The 20,432-nt window shown below is 36.4% G+C and carries 21 protein-coding genes and 1 tRNA gene; 9 read left to right on the top strand and 13 right to left on the bottom strand.

Going from position 1 to position 20,432, the window contains the following annotated elements; all coding sequences use genetic code 11:
- Positions 1–42: 42 nt before the first annotated feature.
- The 3 genes from ACWNCI_RS18135 to ACWNCI_RS18125 all read right to left on the bottom strand — a co-directional run bounded on the left by ACWNCI_RS18135 (position 43) and on the right by ACWNCI_RS18125 (position 2,466).
- On the bottom strand, positions 43–1,029 hold the full coding sequence (locus tag ACWNCI_RS18135) for a LuxE/PaaK family acyltransferase (protein WP_449389355.1): 987 nt from the start codon (positions 1,027–1,029) through the stop codon (positions 43–45).
- Positions 1,030–1,202: 173 nt separating this feature from the next.
- Positions 1,203–1,994 (bottom strand): UDP-2,3-diacylglucosamine diphosphatase, encoded by a 792-nt coding sequence (locus ACWNCI_RS18130; RefSeq protein WP_346986437.1) that lies wholly within the window; start codon positions 1,992–1,994, stop codon positions 1,203–1,205.
- 25 nt (positions 1,995–2,019) lie between these two features.
- Positions 2,020–2,466, bottom strand: coding sequence for a 6-pyruvoyl trahydropterin synthase family protein (locus tag ACWNCI_RS18125; RefSeq protein ID WP_346986438.1), 447 nt, complete (start codon positions 2,464–2,466; stop codon positions 2,020–2,022).
- Between the two features lie 130 nt (positions 2,467–2,596).
- Here ACWNCI_RS18125 and ACWNCI_RS18120 point away from each other — a divergent pair, with 130 nt between their 5' ends.
- The gene (locus ACWNCI_RS18120) at positions 2,597–3,103 is read left to right on the top strand and encodes a TlpA family protein disulfide reductase (protein ID WP_449389354.1); all 507 of its coding nucleotides are present in this window, start codon (positions 2,597–2,599) and stop codon (positions 3,101–3,103) included.
- Here ACWNCI_RS18120 and ACWNCI_RS18115 read toward each other — a convergent pair whose 3' ends face one another.
- The gene (locus tag ACWNCI_RS18115; protein WP_449389353.1) at positions 3,104–3,487 is read right to left on the bottom strand and encodes an acyl-CoA thioesterase; all 384 of its coding nucleotides are present in this window, start codon (positions 3,485–3,487) and stop codon (positions 3,104–3,106) included. It lies immediately after the preceding gene.
- 341 nt (positions 3,488–3,828) lie between these two features.
- Between ACWNCI_RS18115 and ACWNCI_RS18110 the strand changes: the two genes are divergently transcribed.
- Positions 3,829–4,482, top strand: a complete 654-nt coding sequence (locus ACWNCI_RS18110; protein WP_449389352.1) for a ComF family protein — start codon at positions 3,829–3,831, stop codon at positions 4,480–4,482.
- Positions 4,483–4,545: 63 nt separating this feature from the next.
- Here ACWNCI_RS18110 and upp read toward each other — a convergent pair whose 3' ends face one another.
- Together upp and der are read right to left on the bottom strand one after the other, a co-directional pair.
- The gene (gene upp / locus ACWNCI_RS18105; RefSeq protein WP_449389351.1) at positions 4,546–5,199 is read right to left on the bottom strand and encodes a uracil phosphoribosyltransferase; all 654 of its coding nucleotides are present in this window, start codon (positions 5,197–5,199) and stop codon (positions 4,546–4,548) included.
- 80 nt (positions 5,200–5,279) lie between these two features.
- On the bottom strand, positions 5,280–6,590 hold the full coding sequence (gene der, locus ACWNCI_RS18100) for a ribosome biogenesis GTPase Der (protein WP_346986445.1): 1,311 nt from the start codon (positions 6,588–6,590) through the stop codon (positions 5,280–5,282).
- 295 nt (positions 6,591–6,885) lie between these two features.
- Here der and ACWNCI_RS18095 point away from each other — a divergent pair.
- Positions 6,886–6,956 (top strand) — tRNA-Gln (locus ACWNCI_RS18095).
- Positions 6,957–6,995: 39 nt separating this feature from the next.
- Here the strand turns inward: ACWNCI_RS18095 and ACWNCI_RS18090 are convergent.
- The 3 genes from ACWNCI_RS18090 to katG form a co-directional block, all read right to left on the bottom strand.
- Entirely contained in the window at positions 6,996–7,829 is an 834-nt protein-coding gene (locus tag ACWNCI_RS18090; RefSeq protein WP_449389350.1) for a lipopolysaccharide kinase InaA family protein, read from the bottom strand.
- Positions 7,830–7,842: 13 nt separating this feature from the next.
- A complete protein-coding gene (locus ACWNCI_RS18085) occupies positions 7,843–8,880 on the bottom strand; it encodes a glycosyltransferase family 9 protein (protein WP_449389349.1) in 1,038 nt (345 codons plus the stop codon).
- A 276-nt stretch (positions 8,881–9,156) separates the two neighbouring features.
- Positions 9,157–11,436: a catalase/peroxidase HPI gene (gene katG, locus ACWNCI_RS18080; RefSeq protein WP_449389348.1), complete on the bottom strand. Its 2,280-nt coding sequence runs from the start codon at positions 11,434–11,436 to the stop codon at positions 9,157–9,159.
- Positions 11,437–11,733: 297 nt separating this feature from the next.
- On the opposite strand from katG, the gene ACWNCI_RS18075 reads away from it, so the two are divergent.
- Positions 11,734–12,195, top strand: a complete 462-nt coding sequence (locus ACWNCI_RS18075) for a heme-binding domain-containing protein (RefSeq protein ID WP_449389347.1) — start codon at positions 11,734–11,736, stop codon at positions 12,193–12,195.
- A 10-nt stretch (positions 12,196–12,205) separates the two neighbouring features.
- Positions 12,206–12,619 (top strand): thiol-disulfide oxidoreductase DCC family protein, encoded by a 414-nt coding sequence (locus ACWNCI_RS18070; RefSeq protein WP_449389346.1) that lies wholly within the window; start codon positions 12,206–12,208, stop codon positions 12,617–12,619.
- A gap of 56 nt (positions 12,620–12,675) precedes the next feature.
- Here the strand turns inward: ACWNCI_RS18070 and ACWNCI_RS18065 are convergent, their stop codons facing one another.
- On the bottom strand, positions 12,676–14,106 hold the full coding sequence (locus tag ACWNCI_RS18065; RefSeq protein ID WP_449389345.1) for an alpha-amylase: 1,431 nt from the start codon (positions 14,104–14,106) through the stop codon (positions 12,676–12,678).
- A 189-nt stretch (positions 14,107–14,295) separates the two neighbouring features.
- Between ACWNCI_RS18065 and ACWNCI_RS18060 the strand changes: the two genes are divergently transcribed.
- Both ACWNCI_RS18060 and murA read left to right on the top strand, forming a co-directional pair.
- Positions 14,296–14,967: a DUF4290 domain-containing protein gene (locus ACWNCI_RS18060; RefSeq protein WP_346986457.1), complete on the top strand. Its 672-nt coding sequence runs from the start codon at positions 14,296–14,298 to the stop codon at positions 14,965–14,967.
- 2 nt (positions 14,968–14,969) lie between these two features.
- The gene (gene murA, locus ACWNCI_RS18055) at positions 14,970–16,277 is read left to right on the top strand and encodes a UDP-N-acetylglucosamine 1-carboxyvinyltransferase (RefSeq protein WP_346986458.1); all 1,308 of its coding nucleotides are present in this window, start codon (positions 14,970–14,972) and stop codon (positions 16,275–16,277) included.
- Between the two features lie 86 nt (positions 16,278–16,363).
- Here the strand turns inward: murA and ACWNCI_RS18050 are convergent, their stop codons facing one another.
- From ACWNCI_RS18050 to ACWNCI_RS18040, 3 genes are all read right to left on the bottom strand, one after another.
- Positions 16,364–16,675 (bottom strand): NIL domain-containing protein, encoded by a 312-nt coding sequence (locus ACWNCI_RS18050; RefSeq protein ID WP_346986459.1) that lies wholly within the window; start codon positions 16,673–16,675, stop codon positions 16,364–16,366.
- A gap of 167 nt (positions 16,676–16,842) precedes the next feature.
- Positions 16,843–17,400 (bottom strand): YiiX/YebB-like N1pC/P60 family cysteine hydrolase, encoded by a 558-nt coding sequence (locus ACWNCI_RS18045; RefSeq protein WP_449389344.1) that lies wholly within the window; start codon positions 17,398–17,400, stop codon positions 16,843–16,845.
- A gap of 76 nt (positions 17,401–17,476) precedes the next feature.
- Complete coding sequence (locus ACWNCI_RS18040) at positions 17,477–17,932, bottom strand: DUF1801 domain-containing protein (protein WP_449389343.1); 456 nt, start codon at positions 17,930–17,932, stop codon at positions 17,477–17,479.
- Positions 17,933–18,069: 137 nt separating this feature from the next.
- On the opposite strand from ACWNCI_RS18040, the gene ACWNCI_RS18035 reads away from it, so the two are divergent.
- Together ACWNCI_RS18035 and murB are read left to right on the top strand one after the other, a co-directional pair.
- A complete protein-coding gene (locus ACWNCI_RS18035; RefSeq protein WP_449389342.1) occupies positions 18,070–19,275 on the top strand; it encodes a pyridoxal phosphate-dependent aminotransferase in 1,206 nt (401 codons plus the stop codon).
- A gap of 110 nt (positions 19,276–19,385) precedes the next feature.
- Entirely contained in the window at positions 19,386–20,405 is a 1,020-nt protein-coding gene (gene murB, locus ACWNCI_RS18030) for a UDP-N-acetylmuramate dehydrogenase (protein WP_449389510.1), read from the top strand.
- Positions 20,406–20,432 lie beyond the last annotated feature (27 nt).

Here is a 20,432-nt window from a genome sequence, read left to right as displayed (position 1 = left end):
TAATAATCATCTGCCTATTAATGCTTATACTCTCAAACACGATCAACTCACAAGAAGGCTGCATCCGCGAATATCGGAATGATCAATTCTTCCCAAAACCTGGAATTTGTTACCTTTAATTTTACCTAAATCCTGCGTCGCAATAAATGAACAGCTGTGAATATTAGCCAGATCAATAATATTAATCGCTCCAGTTCTTCCTTCTTTTTCATAATTAAAAGGATCTTCCGCATTTCTTACCATGATTTTCATCCAATTCGGACATTCATATTCATTATTTCCCAATGAATAAGCCTGAGAAAGAAGCTCAGTCATTGAATATTCGGAGTAGATTTTTTTGGTTTTAAAGCCTTCCTGTAAAATATTAAGAAGTTCGTCCTTAGTCATTTCTTCTTTTCTTCCTTTCATTCCTCCGGTTTCAATCACTATTAAATTCTCTAAAAACTCCAGAGATTCTTCAATTCGTTCAGAATGACAATAGTCGATAAAATCAAGCAATGCGAAGGAAACTCCAAATAGAATAACTTTCTTATTTTCCAATTTATTTAAAAGTTGAAATAAATCTTCATGATTATAAAGAAAATATCCGTTTTCTGGTTTTGCGGATTTCTTCATTAAAAAATCAACCATATAAATAAGGGAAGAGTTTTGCCGCTCAAGATAGCTTGGCAGCAGGCCCAGAAAAATAAAATCTTCAGGTTTACCGATAAATTGCTCAAAGCTTTTATAGATACTTTGTCTGTAAATTTCCTCATCGGCGATAAAATGTTTAGATAAATTCATCTGCGTAGTGCCTGAACTTTGAAAAAAAAGATCAGCCGAGACATTTTTATCGAGAATCTGATGATTTTTAAACATTTCAATCGGAAGAAAAGGAATAGCAGCCAGCTCATTCACGTCATCAGGATTGATATTGAGATAATCTACAAAACGCCTGTAAATTTCAACATTCTCATATTGATAACGAAACGTTTTCAGTGATGCGTCAAGAAAATCCTGCTCTGTCTGTATGTCAAATATTGTATTCACTTGTGAAAGTACTTTATTCTTACTGTCTCATTATAAATCGGTTAATAAAACAAATAAGGTTTTTAATATTTTTTTAAGCTAAAAATAAATTTTTGGTCAGGTTATTGCAACTACAAAACCGGAATATGGATTAAAAACAAGAGTGAACTTCGGTTCATTCGGAGAATTACCTCTTACGGGGTAATTTTTTTTGCGCTTTCCCCGAAAGTTTTCAGCTGAAATTCATGCTCAAAAACACCGTAGGTAAAATAGGAAATCCAGTCTCCCAGATTGATGTATTTTGCCTTTCCTTCCAGATCCATAATCATGGGAAGATGGCGATGGCCATAAATAAAATAATCGATCTTCTGTGTTTTCAGCTTTTCTTTGGAATAAATAATCAGAAATTCTTTATCCTCGCCCAGAAATTCTTTGTCTTCATCTCCTGAGATCATTTTATTTTTCTGAGACATATACAAAGCAATTTTCATGGCAATATCAGGATGAAGCCATTTAAAAAACCATTGCGCTACAGGATTGGTAAAGACTTTTTTCATTCTTTTATATCCTTTATCACCCGGTCCCAGACCATCTCCGTGAGCCAGCAGAAACTGCTTTCCGCCCATTTCAAAATACTGTTTGCTGTAAAAAACCGTACATCCTATTTCTTCCTCCAGATAATCTTTCATCCAAAGATCATGATTGCCCACAAAAAAATAGATGTGAATGCCCCGGTCCTTCAGTTCGGCTATTTTGCCTAAAACACGCACATATCCTTTCGGAATGACATGTTTCCATTCGTGCCAGAAATCAAACAAATCTCCCATTAAAAACAACACCTGCGCATCATGCTTGATCTCATCCATCCATCGAATAAAGCGCTCTTCACGCACTTTACTTTCCTTTGGGTTGGGTGCACCAAAATGCTGATCTGAAGCAAAATATACTTTCTTTCCAGGTTCTAAATTGATGGTTGTCTTTAACACTTCCTAACTATTTATTGAAAACAAATTACTGATTATCTTCCGCAAACCACTCTCCATAAGAGTTTTCCGTTTCGTGAAGTTTAAGATAAGCCAGGGAAATCCCTTCCGGAAGCCTGGATTTTATTTTGGCGGCAATCGCATATAACATATTCTCACAGGTCGGCTGGAAGGTACAGTAAATTACCTTATGCCCTTTTTCCTCAAGATCCTCGCCCAGTTCTTTATGGGGTGACAGCCCGTTGATCAGAACGGCATGATCCCAGACGTCTACAATCTCAGACTTTACGATACTTTTTATATCTCCAAAATCAACCACCATCCCGTTTTTCGGGTTCTCCAGATCATTAACGGGTTTCCCTTTTACCGTTACAAACAGCTTGTAAGAATGCCCGTGCATATTTTTACATTTACCATCGTAATTATACAGCACGTGAGCCGTTTCGAATGTAAAAATTTTTGTAATACGTATCATGGGGCAAAGATAAGGAATTTGATTTGAGTTTCGGTTTGGTAAATTATAAATGACTCTTAGTAAAATCTGTCATTCATACAATAAACAAAACCCGGAGAACGTTGATAAAAGAAATTAATAACCACCAAAAATGATCCCAGGTTTACGATTTCTTTCTTCATTCCTGCTCCTTTTAAGTTTATCTCTAAACGCTCAAAGACACTTCCAGGCTCACCCTCTTCTTGAGAAAAAGATCGGACAACACTTTCCTATTGAGAATTATAAAAATAAAGAAGGCAAAAATTTCAGTGCTGATGAACTTCAGGGGAAAGTTTCATTGATCAACTTTTGGTCAACCACCTGTGTACCGTGTATTGAAGAACTTCCTTACCTAAACAAACTCGAGGAGACATTAGGCACAAAAGTAAATTTCATAGCCATCACTCATGATCCCAAAGAAAAAGTTGACCGGTTTTTAGCAAATCACACATTCAATTTCATTCATATCCCGGATTCTGTAAAGGAATTACAATCTTATTTTTCACTGATTCGAAATCCTCTTAATTTTATAATCGATAAACAAGGAAATGTACAGGAAATCACAGGCAATATCGATAACGAAAAGGCAAATCTTATTCTTGCCATTCTGAATGAATAATTACAAAGCATCCAGCCAGTCACTTTCCAGCCTGATGATCCTTTCTGTTTTTTTGTCAATGAAAACCCAGAGCGTCAGTGAATCCACGACCAGCTTATCATTACAATAAAATTCAACTTTCCTGGGCTGCCTGATTCCTTCTGGAGTTTTAGGATAGGTTTTCACGGTGAGTATTTCGCCCAGATACACCTGTTTTTTGTACTGAATATGATGATCCAGAAGCATCCATATATCATCAGGATTTTGGGTTTTATGTTTCACAAAATCCCAGTGTTCCGCAGCAATTTCTTCCACCCATTTCACATACTGAACATTGTTGACATGATGATTTGCATCAATATGCTCTTCCGTTACCTGTATCTTTTTTCCATAAATCAAACTCATCGGCTTCAATATTTACTCAAAAATAAGGCATAAAAATTAAATACTGTAGTGTAAAAGCCATGTCAAAAATCATACAATCTAAGATAAATAATGTTTATTCCGGAATCAACATGAGAATATGAGAATCCGTTTTACTTTACTCCATCTCAGGTTGAGATTATCAAAAACAGTTTTGTTTTACTTCGTCTCAGGTTGAGAAAGCACAAACCCACATTGGATTCTTCTGTCTCGGGCCGAGAAACCTTAAACCAGTTTCGGTTTACCAAATTAACATCAAATAACGGGTAGAATTATATATTTTGCTTGGAAGAACTTAGTATATTAGCAAAAAATTCACACAAATGATTTTAGATATTTTCTTTCCGAACCGCTGCCTGGGCTGCAAACGCATTATTGATGCCGATCTTCTGGTCTGTGAGCTTTGTTTCGAGCATATCGATTTTACCCATTTCAATTATTTTGACGATAATTTTATTAAAGAAAAATGCAGACTACTCTTTCCGGTTGAGCATACTTTTGGGCTAATGCAATTTGAACAAGAAAACCTCAGCAGAAAGATCATCCATGAATTAAAATACAAAAGCAGGGAAAAGGCCGGAAAAGTTCTCGCACAATGGACTTCAGAGCGATTGAATTTTAAAGATAAAAGGCCTGATTTACTTGTTTCAGTGCCGCTTCATCCCAGAAAAATGAAAGAAAGAGGCTACAATCAGCTGCATATTTTTACAGAGAAACTTTCGGAATTTTATAACATTCCGTTTGATCACGATCTGATCAGAAGAAATCATTATTCAAAAGCTCAGGCACTCAAAGATAAGGAACATCGGCTGGAAACTGAAAATACATTTTCGATCACAAAAGAAATCTCCGGAAAACACATCTTACTCGTTGATGATGTTTTTACCACGGGAAATACTTTAGCAACCATCGCATGGGAAATCCTGAAGGCAGGAAACAATACTGTAAGTATTCTGGTGATGGCTGTCGATATGTAAAACAGGCTGTATCGAAAATACAGCCTAACTTTTTTTAATTCAATAATAATTAAACTTTAAAAATTATCGCTGCAGTTTTTCTCCGTAGCTCAAATCTCCGGCATCTCCCAGGCCAGGAGTGATATAACCTTTTGAAGTTAATTGTTCATCAATTGCTCCTACCCATATTTTTGCTTCAGGATAAGCTTTCTCAATCGTTTCAACACCCTGTTTTGAAGCAATTGCTGCCACAATATGAAGCTGACTTGGTTTTCCGTTGGTTAATAAATCTTTAATGGCTTCAATTAAAGACGCACCTGTTGCCAGCATAGGATCCCCGATAATCAAAGGTCTTCCTTCAATATCAGGACATGTAAGATAATCCTGTTTGATCGAGAAATAATCATTGGCATCGTGTTTTCTGTACGCTGCCACAAATCCGCAGTCTGCTTTGTCGAAATAATTTAAAATCCCCTGAAACAAAGGAACTCCCGCCCTCAGAATCGTTGTAATAATCGGCTGAACAGCAATTTCCTTCACCTTTATCTTATCTAATGGGGTCTGAATTTCAATTTCTTTCTGTTCTAAACCTTTGCTGATTTCAAAGGCTGCAATCTCACCGATTCTTTCCATATTCCTTCGGAATCGCATTCTGTCGTTTTGGATATCAACATTTCTGAGTTCGTTGATCCATGAATTAACCAAAGAAAACTGTTCTGATAATACAACTGTATTCATTGTTGTGAAGCTTTTATCTAAAATATAAAAATTAATTGAGAATAAAATCCCTCTTAGAAAGATCTAAAAGGGATGGTAATTTATTTTTGTCTGAAATACACTTCAATCGGAACCCCGGTAAACCCGAATTCTTTTCTCAGCTGGTTTTCAGTAAATCTTTTGTACGGTTCTTTTACATACTGCGGAAGATTGCAGAAGAAAACAAACTGTGGTGACGGCGTAGGAAGCTGTACACAGTATTTGATCTTGATGTATTTTCCTTTGTTTGCCGGCGGAGGAGTTCCTTCAAAAATCGGAAGCATTACTTCATTTAATTTCGAAGTCTTAATTTTTTTCTTGCGATCTTCATATACCTGCATGGCAACTTCAACAGCCTTTAAAATTCTCTGTTTAGTGAGCGCTGAAATAAACAAAATCGGAATATCGTTAAACTGACCGATCTTATCCTTGATATGCTTTTCAAAATCACGCATGGTATTGGTTTGCTTATCTTCAATAAGATCCCATTTATTCACCAAAATAACGATTCCTTTTCTGTTTTTCTGAGCCAGACCAAAGATATTCATATCCTGAGATTCCCAGCCCTGGGTGGCATCTACCATGATGATCACTACGTCAGAATATTCAATCGAACGGATCGAACGCATAACAGAATAGAATTCAAGATCTTCAGAAACCTTTGATTTCCTTCTCATCCCTGCTGTATCTACCAGCACAAATTCGTGTCCAAACTTATTATAAAGCGTCTGAATACTGTCTCTTGTGGTTCCTGCAATATCTGTCACTATATTTCTTTCCACATCAAGCAAAGCGTTTGTAAGCGTAGATTTCCCTACATTTGGGCGGCCTGCAATCGTAATTTTCGGCAAGCCTTCAAAAGGATCTTTATATTCTGTAGTCGGAAAATCTCTGACGATATCATCCAGTAAATCCCCCGTTCCGGAACCTGTTGCAGAAGACAGCGTATAATATTTATCGATTCCCAACTGATAAAATTCCGTTGCAGGAAGCTCTTCCTTTGCAGAATCTACTTTATTGATAACAATATAAATAGGTTTATTTGATCTTCTTAAAAGTCTGTAAATTTCGTAATCCGTGTCGGTAAGACCTTCTTCTACATTCATCATAAAGATAATCGAAGTGGCTTCGTCGACTGCCAGCTGTACCTGCTTACGGATTTCTTCTTCAAAGATATCATCAGTTCCGACATCGTATCCTCCTGTATCAATTACCGTAAAATCTACACCATTCCAGTCGGATTTTCCATAGTGACGGTCTCTGGTAACGCCAGCGGTGGAGTCTACAATAGCCTCTCTTCTTTCCAATAAACGATTAAATAGCGTGGATTTTCCTACGTTGGGGCGCCCAACAATTGCGACAATATTTGACATAAAAAATGTTTAATAATCCTTTGATGAATCTCAGGACAAGTTATTAATGGGTTTCTCCAACTTTTGGAGCCCAATTTTTTGCAAAGATACAGTTTTATTTAACATCAATCTGATTTACAGATTTGTCAGGTTTTAGAATACATGAACAAATACATTCACCGGCATATCTGTTTTCAAAAAAATAATTCTTTGAATATCAATAAATAAACAGCAAATAAGTCTTTGTGCCGTATTAATATTCACATTTCATTTTTATTTTTAAAATAATTTATATAATTTCGCGACATAGAAATACAGACCCATGGTGTAGCGGTAACACTACTGATTTTGGTTCAGTCATCTGGGGTTCGAATCCCTGTGGGTCTACAAAAAAGGAAAAATGATAATCATTTTTCCTTTTTTTATTTATAGCAATCCATCACTAATTTGAAATAAACAGTGCGCATAGAACAATACATAGCCTCGATTCAAAAAGATTCGCTTTAAGTTTAAATACTTATAGAATTTCAACACCTTCTTTACTTTACGTTTAACAAGCTGTCTATGGGTGTATTGGGTAATTTTTTTTAGGCAAAGATCTTCTGAGGTCCCATATAAATAAGAATATTGTTCAGCAATAATTTTTATAACCTGGGGGTCATTAGTGATTCTTGCAAAGTTGGCCAGTCTTTTGTTCAAATTAATCGAATCGTAGAAACTCATTCGATTTAAATCTACCATGTAAATCGAATAGGTATTATCTTCCTTTCGAATTAAAAAATTGTTAGGGGAATTATCCAGAAATAAAATTCCATCATTATGCAGGCGATACATTAGCGATGTGTACTCTTTTATAATTTCTTCACGGTCAGGAAAAGCATGATCTCCAAGAATGTGATCAAATGTCCAGGATTCAGCCAGCTGTTCACTGATATAATAACTAGTTGTCAATCCGATAAAATCATGATTTTCGATGTAGGCAACCGGTTTCGGAGTCCGGTAATTTTTCCGGATAAGCATATGCGCATATTCAAATGAACGCTGTGCTTTAGACTTCCGGTAAAATTTGTAGACGTGCCTGTTAATAATATTATGTTGTTTAAATAATTTAAAATTGAGATCTATCCCTTTTAATTTAAATACTTTAATCACATTTCGCGAACCGTTACCAATTAACGTTCCTTCATTTTTAAATTTTTTTATTATTGATAAAATATCATTTTTATAGAGAGATAAGCCTTCAGCAAAGATCAATTTCATATCATTAATTTTATTATTCTAAAGTTTTACGCAGTAAATCCATTATATTTTCGGTTGTCATCTGTCCTGTATTCACAGAGAAGCTTTTTGAATTATAGGGCCCGTAAATATTTTCATCAGTGACCGAAAACAAGCCTACCGTGGGTACTCCACTGGCGCTGGCTAAGTGCATTACCCCATTATCTGCCGCAATAAACAATTGGGTATTCGCTATAAAAGCTCCCATTTCCCTGATATCCGTACTATAGAAATGAGGTATTGTAAAGTTTAATTTAGAAATATTTTCAACAGGCAAGAGCTCCACAATATGATGATCAGGAAACGTTTGTTTTAAACTGCTATAGAAATCATGCCACCATTCCTCGGAGTAGCATTTGTCTCCGGTAGCATTAGTAAACAGACATATTACCGGCTTCTCATTCTGTACTATGGAAAGTAGATTTTTCTTTCCACTTTGAATCTCTTCGGCATCCAGCTTGAGATCCATGAAGGGCAGTTCATTTTCATCCGGAACTCCCAACTGTGACAAATATTGTCTTAAATTATAAATAGGATGTTTGGCAGAGTGCCGGTAATCATTAATTTGTTGCAAATATTTTTCATCATATTCACCGAATAATTTGTATTTTGATCGGGCAAAGTACGTTGATATTCTGCCTGATGATGAGCCAAAATTCGCATTGATCACCAGATCATACTTTCTTGAACGAAGTGATACCCAACCTGATAAATATTTAAAAATATTACTAAATGGCTTTTTGGGAAGCTGAATAATTTTGTCAATATTTTTATAATTTTTATATATTAGTGGAGTAATCTGTCCTTTAACGAAGAGATCGATTTTACTGTCAGGAAACGTATTGCTCACTTCCTGCACCAGCGGACTGAGAAGAAGCAAATTACCCAGTCGATGATTTGGTCTTGATATTAAAATTTTTTTTATTTTAACATCTTCTTTTTTAACTTTCTCAAAACCGGACTTGCCAATATTCTCAGTCAGCTTTCTCATTAATGACCTTCTAAAGGCATTAATGCTTTTGGGTATTTTCATTAAAAATAATATTTAACAATAATAAAGATATTTAACGGTAAATTGTTACTAAATCATATGTCATTTAGTAAAATACCAATAACAATTAACTATTATAATAATAGATATTATTTAGATAATTTTGATATCAAATATTATTTTTTTAGTACATATATTAAAATTAGTAAATAAAAAATCCATACTACATTATTGCAGTATGGATTTTTGTGCTTACAAAACTGCTATTCTAAGTTCTTAAAAAGTCAGTGCTTATTTTATCAAGAGTTTTAATTTAAGTTACTTTAAATCAAACCTATCCAGATTCATTACTTTCACCCAGGCGGAAATAAAATCATTAATAAATTTCTCCTGAGCATCAGAACTTGCATATACCTCAGCAATAGCTCTTAATTCAGAATTGGAACCGAAAACAAGATCCGCCCGCGTAGCTGTCCATTTCTTTTCTTCGGTTTTAAGGTCCGTTCCTTCATACAACTCATTATCGTCCGAAGCAGCTTTCCACTGTGTACTCATATCCAAAAGATTAACAAAGAAATCATTGGTAAGAACTCCCGGTCTTTGTGTGAAAATCCCATGTTGTGAACCGTCAAAATTCGCATTTAAAGCCCTCATTCCTCCTACGAGAACGGTAAGTTCAGGAGACGTAAGCGTTAAAAGCTGAGCTTTATCAATCAATAAAGATTCCGTAGAGACAGAAAATTTCTTTTTCAGATAATTTCTAAATCCGTCAGCCGCAGGCTCAAGGTATTTCATAGATTCCACATCCGTCTGCTCCTGTGAAGCATCCATTCTTCCGGGAGAAAAAGGGACAATAACACTGTATCCTGCATCTTTAGCAGCTTTTTCGACTGCCGCTGTCCCGGCAAGGACGATAAGGTCAGCCAATGAAACTTTTTTTCCAGCTGTCTGATTTTCATTAAATCCTTTCTGAATATTTTCTAAAACACTTAAAACTTTTTGCAGCTGAGCTGGATTATTCACTTCCCAGTCTTTCTGAGGAGCCAGACGGATTCTCGCTCCATTCACCCCACCTCGCTTATCACTTCCTCTGAATGTTGATGCGGAAGCCCAGGCAGTAGACGCCAGTTCAGAAATACTCAATCCGGAATCAAGAATTTTTGATTTTAAGGCTTCAATATCAGAATTATTAATCAAAACATGATCTACTTCAGGAATCGGGTCTTGCCAGATCAGTTCTTCATAAGGTACATCCGGCCCTAGATAACGCGCTTTTGGTCCCATATCCCTGTGGGTAAGTTTGAACCATGCTCGTGCAAAAGCATCTGCGAACGCTTCAGGGTTTTCGTAAAATCTTCTTGAAATTTTTTCGTATTCAGGATCAAATCTTAACGACAAATCGGTTGTAAGCATTGTCGGCCTGTGTTTTTTATTGGGATCAAATGCATCAGGAATGATTTCTGCTCCGCTTTTAGCCACCCATTGATGGGCACCAGCAGGACTCTTGGTAAGTTCCCATTCGTTTTCAAAGAGATTTTTAAAGAAATAATTACTCCATTCAGTCGGCGTTTCCGTCCATGTAACTTCCAATCCGCTAGAAATAGCGTCCGGACCTTTTCCTGACTTGTAAGTACTGTTCCAGCCAAATCCCTGAGCTTCAATTCCTGCTGCTTCCGGTTCTTTTCCCACATTATCTGCAGGTCCTGCACCGTGCGTTTTTCCGAATGTATGCCCTCCGGCGATAAGCGCAACCGTTTCTTCATCATTCATGGCCATTCTTCCGAAAGTATCACGAATATCTTTTGCTGCCAAAATAGGGTCAGGATTTCCGTCAGGGCCTTCAGGATTTACATAAATCAATCCCATTTGTACAGCTGCCAGAGGTTTTTCGAGATTTCTTGTATGAATATCTCCATCTGCATCGTCATCGGTAGGCAAAACGCCACGGCCTTCCACTACACCATCAGATCCGTGAGCATACCGAAGATCGCCACCCAGCCATGTTTTTTCAGATCCCCAGTACACATCCATATCCGGTTCCCAGACATCTTCACGACCGCCGGCAAACCCAAAAGTTTTGAAACCCATAGATTCCAGGGCTACATTTCCGGTAAGAATCATTAAATCTGCCCAGGAAATTTTCTTTCCATATTTTTGTTTGATTGGCCAGAGAAGCCTTCTCGCTTTATCCAGACTGACATTGTCCGGCCAGCTGTTCAACGGCGCAAAACGTTGTTGCCCGGCTCCGGCTCCACCTCTTCCGTCACCTACACGATACGTTCCTGCACTGTGCCAAGCCATACGGATAAAAAGTGGCCCATAGTGTCCAAAATCAGCGGGCCACCAATCCTGAGAATCTGTCATCAAAGCATGAAGATCTTTTTTTACTTCTTCAAGATCGAGGCTTTTAAATTCTTCGGCGTAGTCAAAATCCTTATCCATAGGATTTGACAGAGATGAATGCTGGCGAAGAATATCTACTCTCAGCTGATCGGGCCACCAATCTGTATTTTTTGTTCCGCCACCGGCAACGTTTTCTTTTTTCATCGTTCCGTTATGAAATGGACATTTACTGATGTCATTAGAATCTTTTTCCATTGTAGTTTAATTTTTATGTTGATTTCAGTTAATTTAATATTTAGCAAACTTACATTAGCTTATTTATAAATACAATCTATTGAAAATATTTTTATGATAGTTAAAAACAATAAACAAGTAAAGTGATCGATTCTTAAATTTTTATATCTTAAAAACATTATTAAATTAATAATTTTATGCAATAGATTGAATTCCAAGCTAAAACTAAATCGCTATTTAGAACTATTCAAATATATGATCTGAATCATATTATAAAAATTGCAGTATTTTTATTATATTAGACCAAACATTGAAAATATGAAAAAGGTATTGACTGTTATCCTGGTAGCTTTTATTATCATTCAGTTTTTTCCGATTGACAAAACAAATCCGGAACCAACTCCCGGTATGGATTTTTTAAAAATAAAAAACACTCCGCCTGAAATTGCCGGAATCATAAAAACTTCATGCTATGACTGTCATTCCACTGAAACAAAATATCCCTGGTATTCTAATGTCGCTCCCTTTTCATGGATGATGAAAAATCATATTGATGAAGGAAGAAAGGAACTTAATTTTTCCACTTTTGCAATGTATCAACCAAAGGATCAAGCACATAAATTGAAGGAATGTATAGAAATGATCGAAAAAAGAGAAATGCCACTTGAATCTTATTTTGTAGGACATCAAAATGCAAAATTAAGTGACGAGCAAAGAAAAATCCTTACAGATTATTTCAAAAGAGAGAAAACAGAAACGGAAAGGAAAATGTCGTATTAATCTTAACATCATGAAAGAAAACTGGCAAAGTAAACATATTGTATTTTTCGACGGTGAGTGTGGTGTATGCAATTTTTGGGTACAATGGATCCTCGAAAGAGATAAAAAGGATGCGTTTATGTTTGCTTCACTGCAATCTGATTTTGGACAGAAATTTTTATCTGAAAGAGGTCTAAATACCAAAGTCTTCAATACGATGTATCTCTGGAAGCCCGGAAAATATTATCTGGAAAAATCTAAAGCTATTTTAAAAATTGCTAATCTGTTGGGTGGGATTTATAAATTTTCATCATTAGGTAAAATTATTCCTTCTTTTTTAAGCGATAAATTATATGATATCGTTTCAAAAAACAGGATGAAACTTGCCAATCAAAAGTGCTATCTGCCTACTCCCCACCAAAGAGCAAAATTCATTCAGGTTTAACATTATTCAATTTAGAAAGACTGCCTCTGACAGAAGCAGTCTTTCATTTATTGCGATTATTGATTTAAAGACCATACGGAATAAGAATTGGGTGCACATTGAATTTTCACCCATTTATCAGACTGTGTAGTCGGATACCAGCTCGAACTTCCTGTAAAATCTTTGATCTGCTGACTTGTCCAATTGGTCTGAATCCATCGCTCCTGCCAGCTTGAAGAATTGTTGATATAAACAACCAAGCCCGGATTTCCATTGTAGCCGTTTCTTCTTGCAATGTATTCATCGTTGTCGGTATAAAGAATCGAGGTCGTCCCTGTGGCTTTATTATTGTGAATCCAGATGAGATTGTTGAGTCTTTCTTTGTTCAGCCATTCTTCATAATCCCTGTAAAAAATTGTAGGATATCCTTCATGAGTTAAAATATAAGCATAGGCCAGCATTTTGTTGTAGATAATATCCGTATCGTGATTCGCCACAAAAGTTACGGCTTTGTAAGGATTTCTTTTCCACATCATATCATCATTCAGAACATTGAGATTTCCATTATCAAATGCTTCATCCATTTTGTAATAGGCTGCAAAATCGAAAACGGAACTATTAGCATTATTAGCCCACCATTCCAGCGTATTGACGTTGGAATCCCAGAGTTCTCCCACGGAAAACCCGCCGACATTGGCATTCCAGGTATTCACAACCCAAGGTCCGAAGCCTTTAACATAATCAAATCTCCAACCGTCAAATTTCATCACATTCTTATAATATTTTGCCACAGAATCATCTCTCCCCCAAAGCCAGTCCTGTACATAAGGATTAGCGTGACACAAATCGGGAAATCCTCCGAAAGCGCCTTCATCATTATTTCCGTAAGCATTTTTATAAAAATCATTATAGCTTCTAGGAAATTTTCCCGAAGCAACTCCTGAAAAATTCGTCCAGGTATTGGAACCTACATACGGATTGTACTCTGACTGTCCGCCACTGTTGTGATTAATGACAATATCTGCATACACCTGCATATTTTCAGTGTGGGCTTTTGTAATGAGTGCTTCAAGTTCCGCCCTGGAACCAAAGCGTGTTTCAATGCTTCCGTTTTGATTATAATTTCCGAAATCATAATAGTCGGTAGGATCATACCCCATTGAATAAGCTCCGTTCTGTGCTTTTGAGGCAGGCGGAAGCCAAACGGCACCAATTCCGGCATTTGACCAGTCGGTTAATTTTCCTTTTACCGTATTCCACCAATTGCCTCCGTCTGGAACATCCCAGTAAAATCCCTGCATAAGAACACTCCCCCCTGGACCTGCAACAAATTTTGCGTAAGGAGAAGCTCCTGTGCTGAAAGGACGCCCATCGTGATTGGTAATATTCACTATTTTGTTATGAGCTTCTGAATTTTTCTGGGTTTCATTGATCATTTCATCATTATCCTGACATGAGCCTACCAGACCCAAAGCCAGTAATGAAAGTAGAAAGTGTATTTTTTTCATATGTAAAATTTTAATTATTAAAGTATTACCTAAATTACACTTTTATTAAAATATTATCTACTGATCGTGATATATTTTTCATTTTTAATAGTAAATCATGGTAAAACATAATGCAGAACATCATTAAAAAATCATAAACTTTAAAGATTTTCAGTGCAAATTTTCCATTATTCCATATATTTGCATATTATGGAATACAACACCCAAAAAAATCAGCTTCATTTGCCTGAATATGGCAGAATCATACAACAATTGGTTGAACGTTGCAAAGAGCTTCCCGGAAAAGAGGAAAGAAGCGAAATGGCAATGGCCATCATTGATTTTATGGGGCAGAGAAACCCGCAGCTTCGCGACGAAGAAAATTACAAGCATAAACTTTGGGATCACTTGTTCATTCTTGCCGATTATGATCTTGATGTAGATTCACCATATCCTTTCCCGACCAGAGAAGAGCTGGCAGAGAAACCCAAAAGAATGGAATACCCAAAACTTCAGGGAGATTTTAAATTTTACGGGAAAAGTATTCTTCAATTAATAGAAAAAGCAATAGAACTGGAGCAAGGCGACGAGAAAGAAGCCCTGATCGAGGTAATTGCCAATAATATGAAGAAATCTTACAACGTATATAATAAAGAACACGTAACGGATGACGTAATTTTCCGTCACCTGAAAGAACTTTCGGAAAACAGGCTGGATCTTACCGGGATAGATACGCTGGAAAAAAGCAAAATCTATTACACCAGCAATAACAACAACCGAAACAACAACAATAACAACCGAAATCAATCTAATAATAACCGAAATCAATCCAATAATAAAAGAAGACACAATAACAACAACAATCATAAAAACAGAAAGTAGACATGAGTGGAACATTTCAGATAAGAGGAGGAAAGAGACTGCAAGGTGAAATCACTCCACAAGGAGCAAAAAATGAAGCTCTACAGATTCTTTGTGCCGTTTTATTAACTGATGAGGAAGTAAGGATTAAAAATATTCCCGATATTCATGACGTTAATCGATTAATTGAAATTTTGGGCGACTTCGGAGTAAAGGTTACCAAAAACGGACACGGAGATTATACTTTCAAAGCAGATCAGGTAAATTTTGATTATATAAAATCCAGCGAGTTTAAAAAAGACGGCGCAAAACTAAGAGGTTCAATCATGCTGATGGGGCCCATGCTGGCAAGATATGGCGAAGCATACATGCCGACTCCCGGAGGTGACAAAATCGGAAGAAGAAGATTAGACACTCACTTTCAAGGACTTGTGGAACTTGGCGCCGAATTTCATTATGATGAGGAAGAATATTTTTATTCATTAAAAGCGAAAGAGCTTAACGGAAAATTTATCCTTTTGGAGGAAGCTTCCGTAACAGGAACGGCCAACATCGTAATGGCTGCTGCTTTAGCAAAAGGCAAAACAAGAATTTATAACGCCGCCTGCGAACCTTATCTTCAGCAGCTATGTAAGATGCTGAATAGAATGGGTGCCAATATTTCTGGAATCGGCTCCAATTTATTGACCATCGAAGGCGTTGAATATCTTCACGGCACCGAACACACCATGCTTCCGGATATGGTGGAAATCGGTTCATGGATCGGACTTGCTGCGATGACGAAATCTGAAATTACCATTAAAAATGTAAACTGGAATCAGCTTGGCGTGATCCCGAATACATTCAGAAAACTTGGAATACAGCTGGAGCAAAGCAATGATGACATTTTCATTCCTGCTCAGGAAAATTATAAAATCCAAAAATTTATTGACGGATCCATTCTTACGATTTCCGATGCTCCATGGCCGGGATTCACGCCGGATTTACTTTCCATTATCCTGGTAGTGGCTACACAGGCCAAAGGAAGTCTTTTGGTTCATCAGAAAATGTTTGAATCAAGATTGTTCTTTGTCGATAAACTGATCGATATGGGTGCTCAGATTATTCTTTGTGATCCGCACAGAGCTACAGTTATTGGACTTAATCAAGAAGCTCCGCTCAGAGGAACAACGATGGTTTCTCCGGATATCAGGGCAGGAAATGCACTTCTTATTGCTGCACTTTCCGCAGAAGGAAAATCAATTATCCACAATATTGAGCAAATCGACAGAGGATACGAAAATATCGATGGAAGACTGAGAGCAATTGGTGCCGATATTGAAAGAATTTAATATAGAAAAGATTTTATCTTAATAATAATAAAAGCGTTCGATTTTCACCGAACGCTTTTTCGTAATTAAAACTATATGAACCTATCTTATGAGTATTTTCTGCAGACATATTCTACTGTAGTACTCAGAAGTTTATTTTTATTCAGATAGAATTCGAGCTTGTCGAAATCATCTGAATTTACATTAATATACAGCTGAACAGACCCGAAGCTTCTTCCGTTCACATATTCCACATTCGCAGACAACACCCTGTGACAGATCCCGAACTGATTGTATATCGTATTCATCAGCTGTTCAAACTTCATTTTACCATTCAGTTCGACTTCCAGGATCAATTCTCTTTTAGGCAGATTCATTGTATGGCTAAAAACCTGCAGTTTCGGATTAGGTGTTATCATAACAAATTCTTTTGGATTAAAAACTAATGTTCATTATTCTTTTTTGTATTAAAGCTTAAGCAAAAATATAAAAAAATATTAGTCTACCAAATTAGTAGGATAATAATTTTAATTAAAATAAAAAAACGGACTCTTTCGACTCCGCTATAATACATTAATTAATAAGTTTATTTTAATTCCTTTATTCTTTCAAGTTTATCAGAAGCTGCGAGACCATTTGGATTACAGCCAGGTTCACCTTCCGGCACATTCAGATTTTTCTTTTGGTAAAAATCTTCCCAGAATGTATTGGTTTTTCCCGTTTTGGGATCGATGAAAGTCATGGGTTCAAGGGTAAAAATATGATTATCTCTAAAAGCTCTTTCAATAAAATCTGAGCAGTAATAAGCGTTTTCATCCAATATATAATTAAAATTATAAGGTTTCCCCAGCATAGAATTTGCCTTTTCAATGGCTGAAGGAATAGCATTCTGATATTGAGATTTTAAACGGTACACAACAACTCTTTGTCCGTCATCAGCCTGATCTTTCATAAAATCTTTCAGCTGTTGTTTCTGAGAACCTCCTTTCGGAGCAGCGTGTAAAACATAAAACTCCCTCCCATCATTTTCTAAAATTCCGATATGATCGAAAGAAGTATTTTCCTGTTTTTGTGTAACGTTATTGATCGCTCCTGAAAGCCCTGTATTTTTAGCAGTAACAAACAATAAATCACCGTTTTTCAATCCCGAAACATTTGAACTTCTACAGCATAGAATACTATTTAAAATAAATAAAACTGCAAAAATTGTAAATATGTATTTACTTTTTAAAATTTTCTTCATAACAATCAATCCAATCCTGTACGGTCATTTTTTTACATACTTCAGCCAATAATTCAAGAGGAATATCATCCATTTTCTTGAAGCGTACACAAGATTTTCCCATGTCAAGCTTTCTTTTGGAATATTGGGGAAATTCTTCTACAAACCAATTCAGTAATTCTGGTTTTGCATACATTCCCATATGATAAAAAGCAATAAAATTCTTCTGTGAAGCAATACTTATAAAAGGCAGCGGCGTGCCTGGTGCACAGTGATAACCGGCAGGATAGGTTTCGAGCGGAACTCCCCAGCCGATCATTCCGTAACTGCTGCCCTGAGAAAATCCTTCCGGTAAATTATCATTAATCGTATCAAAAAGCTTCTTGAAAATTTCCTGTCTTTCCTCGGGAATTTTAGAAATATAATCTTCTAATGAAACGGACTGTATCTGCATTTTTTCAGTTTTAATAATTTTTCAAATTAACAAAATTTAAATGATATAAATTTATGATTATAAAAGCTCTTCTTTCCAATCCTTAATTTTAATATTGGAAATTAAATCTTATTTTTGCCATACAAATTTTTTGAACAATGCCGAATATTTCAAACAGAGCGCTACGCATGCCGCCTTCGCCGGTAAGAAAACTGGTTCCTTTTGCCCTTAAAGCTAAACAGAAAGGAATAAAAGTATATCACCTGAACATCGGGCAGCCCGATATCGAAACACCGGAAACGGCTCTTAATGCTTTAAAGAATATCGATCTGAAAGTATTGGAATATGCCCTTTCTGAAGGTAATTTAGACTACAGGAAAGCACTAACAGATTATTACCATTCATTGGGCTTTAATGATCTTACTACAGATAATTTCATCGTTACCAATGGAGGTTCAGAAGCTTTAAATTTTGCAATTTCCACGTTGTGCGATGACGGTGATGAAGTAATCATTCCTGAACCTTACTATGCTAATTATAACGGTTTCACAAGCACTTTTAATGTAAATGTTGTTGCTGTTCCTTCAACGATAGATACCGGTTTTGCCCTTCCTCCGATTGAAGAATTTGAGAAAAAAATTACCGAAAAAACAAGAGCCATCGTCATCTGTAATCCCGGAAATCCAACAGGATACCTATATACACGTGAAGAGCTTCAGAAACTGGCAGAAATTGCTTTGAAATATGACATTGTCGTTATTTCAGATGAGGTTTACAGAGAATATGTGTACGACGGAAAACAGCAGATTTCCATGCTGGCTTTTCCTGAACTTGCAGAAAACTGTATTATTATAGACTCAGAATCAAAACGTTACTCAATGTGTGGTGTAAGAATCGGATGTATGATTACCCGTTCTAAAAAAATCCATGATGCGGCTATGCTTTTTGCACAGGCAAGGTTAAGCCCGGTTCTTTTAGGACAAATCGCGGCAACTGCTGCTCATCAGGACGATCAGGCGTACATCAGAGCCGTAAGGGAAGAATATACCCACAGAAGAAATGTATTGGTTGATGCTTTAAACGCTATCCCTGGAGTAATCTGCCCGAAACCGAAAGGCGCATTCTACTGTGTTGCAGAGCTTCCTGTAGATGATACAGAGAAATTCGCACAATGGTTGCTTGAAAAATATTCAAACCAGAATGAAACAATTATGGTAGCGCCTGCAGGAGGATTCTACAGCGACCCTGAACTTGGCAAAAAGCAGGTAAGAATCGCATACGTTTTGAAAGAAGAAGATCTGAAAAGAAGTGCCGCAATACTGAAGGATGCGCTTCAACAATACAAAATAGAATTCAGTCTTTAAGCTGAAAAAAGGATAATCTGTCAGCAATAAATTTTTGGATTGAAATTTTTCTTCCATACTTTTATTGCTGATATTTTATTTTAAATTAGATGTAAGAATTTGTTTAAACAATACAAATGCAAGAAAATTTTTCATTAAAACCATATAACACATTCGGTGTTGATGCAAAGTCCAGATACTTCACAGATGTCCATTCTGCAGAAGAATTAATCGAAGCACTGAACTATTCAAAGACAGGCACTTTACCATTACTTTTTCTGGGCGGAGGAAGCAATATTTTACTGACAAGAAATTTCGACGGACTGGCAATTCAGCTTAATCTCAAAGGTATTCATGAAGATTTCATCAATGACAATGAAGTATTGGTTACCGCAAAGGCAGGGGAAAACTGGCACGAATTTGTGATATTTTGCCTGAATAAAAATTATGGCGGACTGGAAAATCTTTCTTTAATTCCCGGAAATGTAGGAACATCGCCCATGCAGAATATCGGAGCCTACGGAACGGAAATAAAAGATTCTTTTGTAAGCTGTACTGTTCTTAATCTGGAAAACCTTCAGCTGGAAACTTTCAATCTGGAACAATGCAGATTCGGATACAGGGATTCTGTTTTTAAGCAGGAAGGAAAAGGGAAATATGTAATTCTGGAGGTTACCTTTAAATTGACAAGAAAAGACCACAAAATCAAAACAGAATATGGTGCCATTAAATCTGAACTGGAAAATTTAGGTATAGAAAACCCAACCATTCAGGATGTTTCCAAAGCTGTCATCAACATCAGAAAAAGCAAATTACCGGATCCGAAAGAAATCGGAAACGCAGGGAGCTTTTTTAAAAATCCCACCATCATTTTAACTCAGTTTGAAGAACTGCAGCAAAAATTTGAAAATATTCCTGGATATGCGAATGGAGATTTTGTAAAAGTTCCGGCCGGCTGGCTGATTGAACAATGTGGCTGGAAAGGAAAGCAAATCGGAAATGTAGCTTCTCATACATTACAGGCCTTAGTGATTATAAACGCAACCGGAAAAGCTACAGGACAGGAAATTTTTGATTTTTCAACACAAATAATTGATTCTGTGAAAGATAAATTCGGAATTGAGTTGGAAAGAGAAGTAAATATTATCTAAAAAATTAAACTTTGTCAAAGTTAAATA

The organism is Chryseobacterium lineare (genome assembly GCF_977014045.1).
This window is presented reverse-complemented; position numbering and strand designations above follow the sequence as displayed.

What these genes read in the sequence shown, in the direction of transcription:
- ACWNCI_RS18050 (WP_346986459.1), bottom strand. Translation starts at nt 16,675, where the DNA reads ATGATAACACCTAATCCGAAACTGCAGGTTTTTAGCCATACAATGAAT.
- der (WP_346986445.1), bottom strand. Translation starts at nt 6,590, where the DNA reads ATGTCAAATATTGTCGCAATTGTTGGGCGCCCCAACGTAGGAAAATCC.
- ACWNCI_RS18065 (WP_449389345.1), bottom strand. Translation starts at nt 14,106, where the DNA reads ATGAAAAAAATACACTTTCTACTTTCATTACTGGCTTTGGGTCTGGTA.
- upp (WP_449389351.1), bottom strand. Translation starts at nt 5,199, where the DNA reads ATGAATACAGTTGTATTATCAGAACAGTTTTCTTTGGTTAATTCATGG.
- ACWNCI_RS18090 (WP_449389350.1), bottom strand. Translation starts at nt 7,829, where the DNA reads ATGAAATTGATCTTTGCTGAAGGCTTATCTCTCTATAAAAATGATATT.
- ACWNCI_RS18085 (WP_449389349.1), bottom strand. Translation starts at nt 8,880, where the DNA reads ATGAAAATACCCAAAAGCATTAATGCCTTTAGAAGGTCATTAATGAGA.
- ACWNCI_RS18070 (WP_449389346.1), top strand. Translation starts at nt 12,206, where the DNA reads ATGAAAGAAAACTGGCAAAGTAAACATATTGTATTTTTCGACGGTGAG.
- murA (WP_346986458.1), top strand. Translation starts at nt 14,970, where the DNA reads ATGAGTGGAACATTTCAGATAAGAGGAGGAAAGAGACTGCAAGGTGAA.
- ACWNCI_RS18040 (WP_449389343.1), bottom strand. Translation starts at nt 17,932, where the DNA reads ATGCAGATACAGTCCGTTTCATTAGAAGATTATATTTCTAAAATTCCC.
- ACWNCI_RS18075 (WP_449389347.1), top strand. Translation starts at nt 11,734, where the DNA reads ATGAAAAAGGTATTGACTGTTATCCTGGTAGCTTTTATTATCATTCAG.
- ACWNCI_RS18060 (WP_346986457.1), top strand. Translation starts at nt 14,296, where the DNA reads ATGGAATACAACACCCAAAAAAATCAGCTTCATTTGCCTGAATATGGC.
- ACWNCI_RS18110 (WP_449389352.1), top strand. Translation starts at nt 3,829, where the DNA reads ATGATTTTAGATATTTTCTTTCCGAACCGCTGCCTGGGCTGCAAACGC.
- ACWNCI_RS18035 (WP_449389342.1), top strand. Translation starts at nt 18,070, where the DNA reads ATGCCGAATATTTCAAACAGAGCGCTACGCATGCCGCCTTCGCCGGTA.
- ACWNCI_RS18120 (WP_449389354.1), top strand. Translation starts at nt 2,597, where the DNA reads ATGATCCCAGGTTTACGATTTCTTTCTTCATTCCTGCTCCTTTTAAGT.
- katG (WP_449389348.1), bottom strand. Translation starts at nt 11,436, where the DNA reads ATGGAAAAAGATTCTAATGACATCAGTAAATGTCCATTTCATAACGGA.
- ACWNCI_RS18115 (WP_449389353.1), bottom strand. Translation starts at nt 3,487, where the DNA reads ATGAGTTTGATTTATGGAAAAAAGATACAGGTAACGGAAGAGCATATT.
- ACWNCI_RS18125 (WP_346986438.1), bottom strand. Translation starts at nt 2,466, where the DNA reads ATGATACGTATTACAAAAATTTTTACATTCGAAACGGCTCACGTGCTG.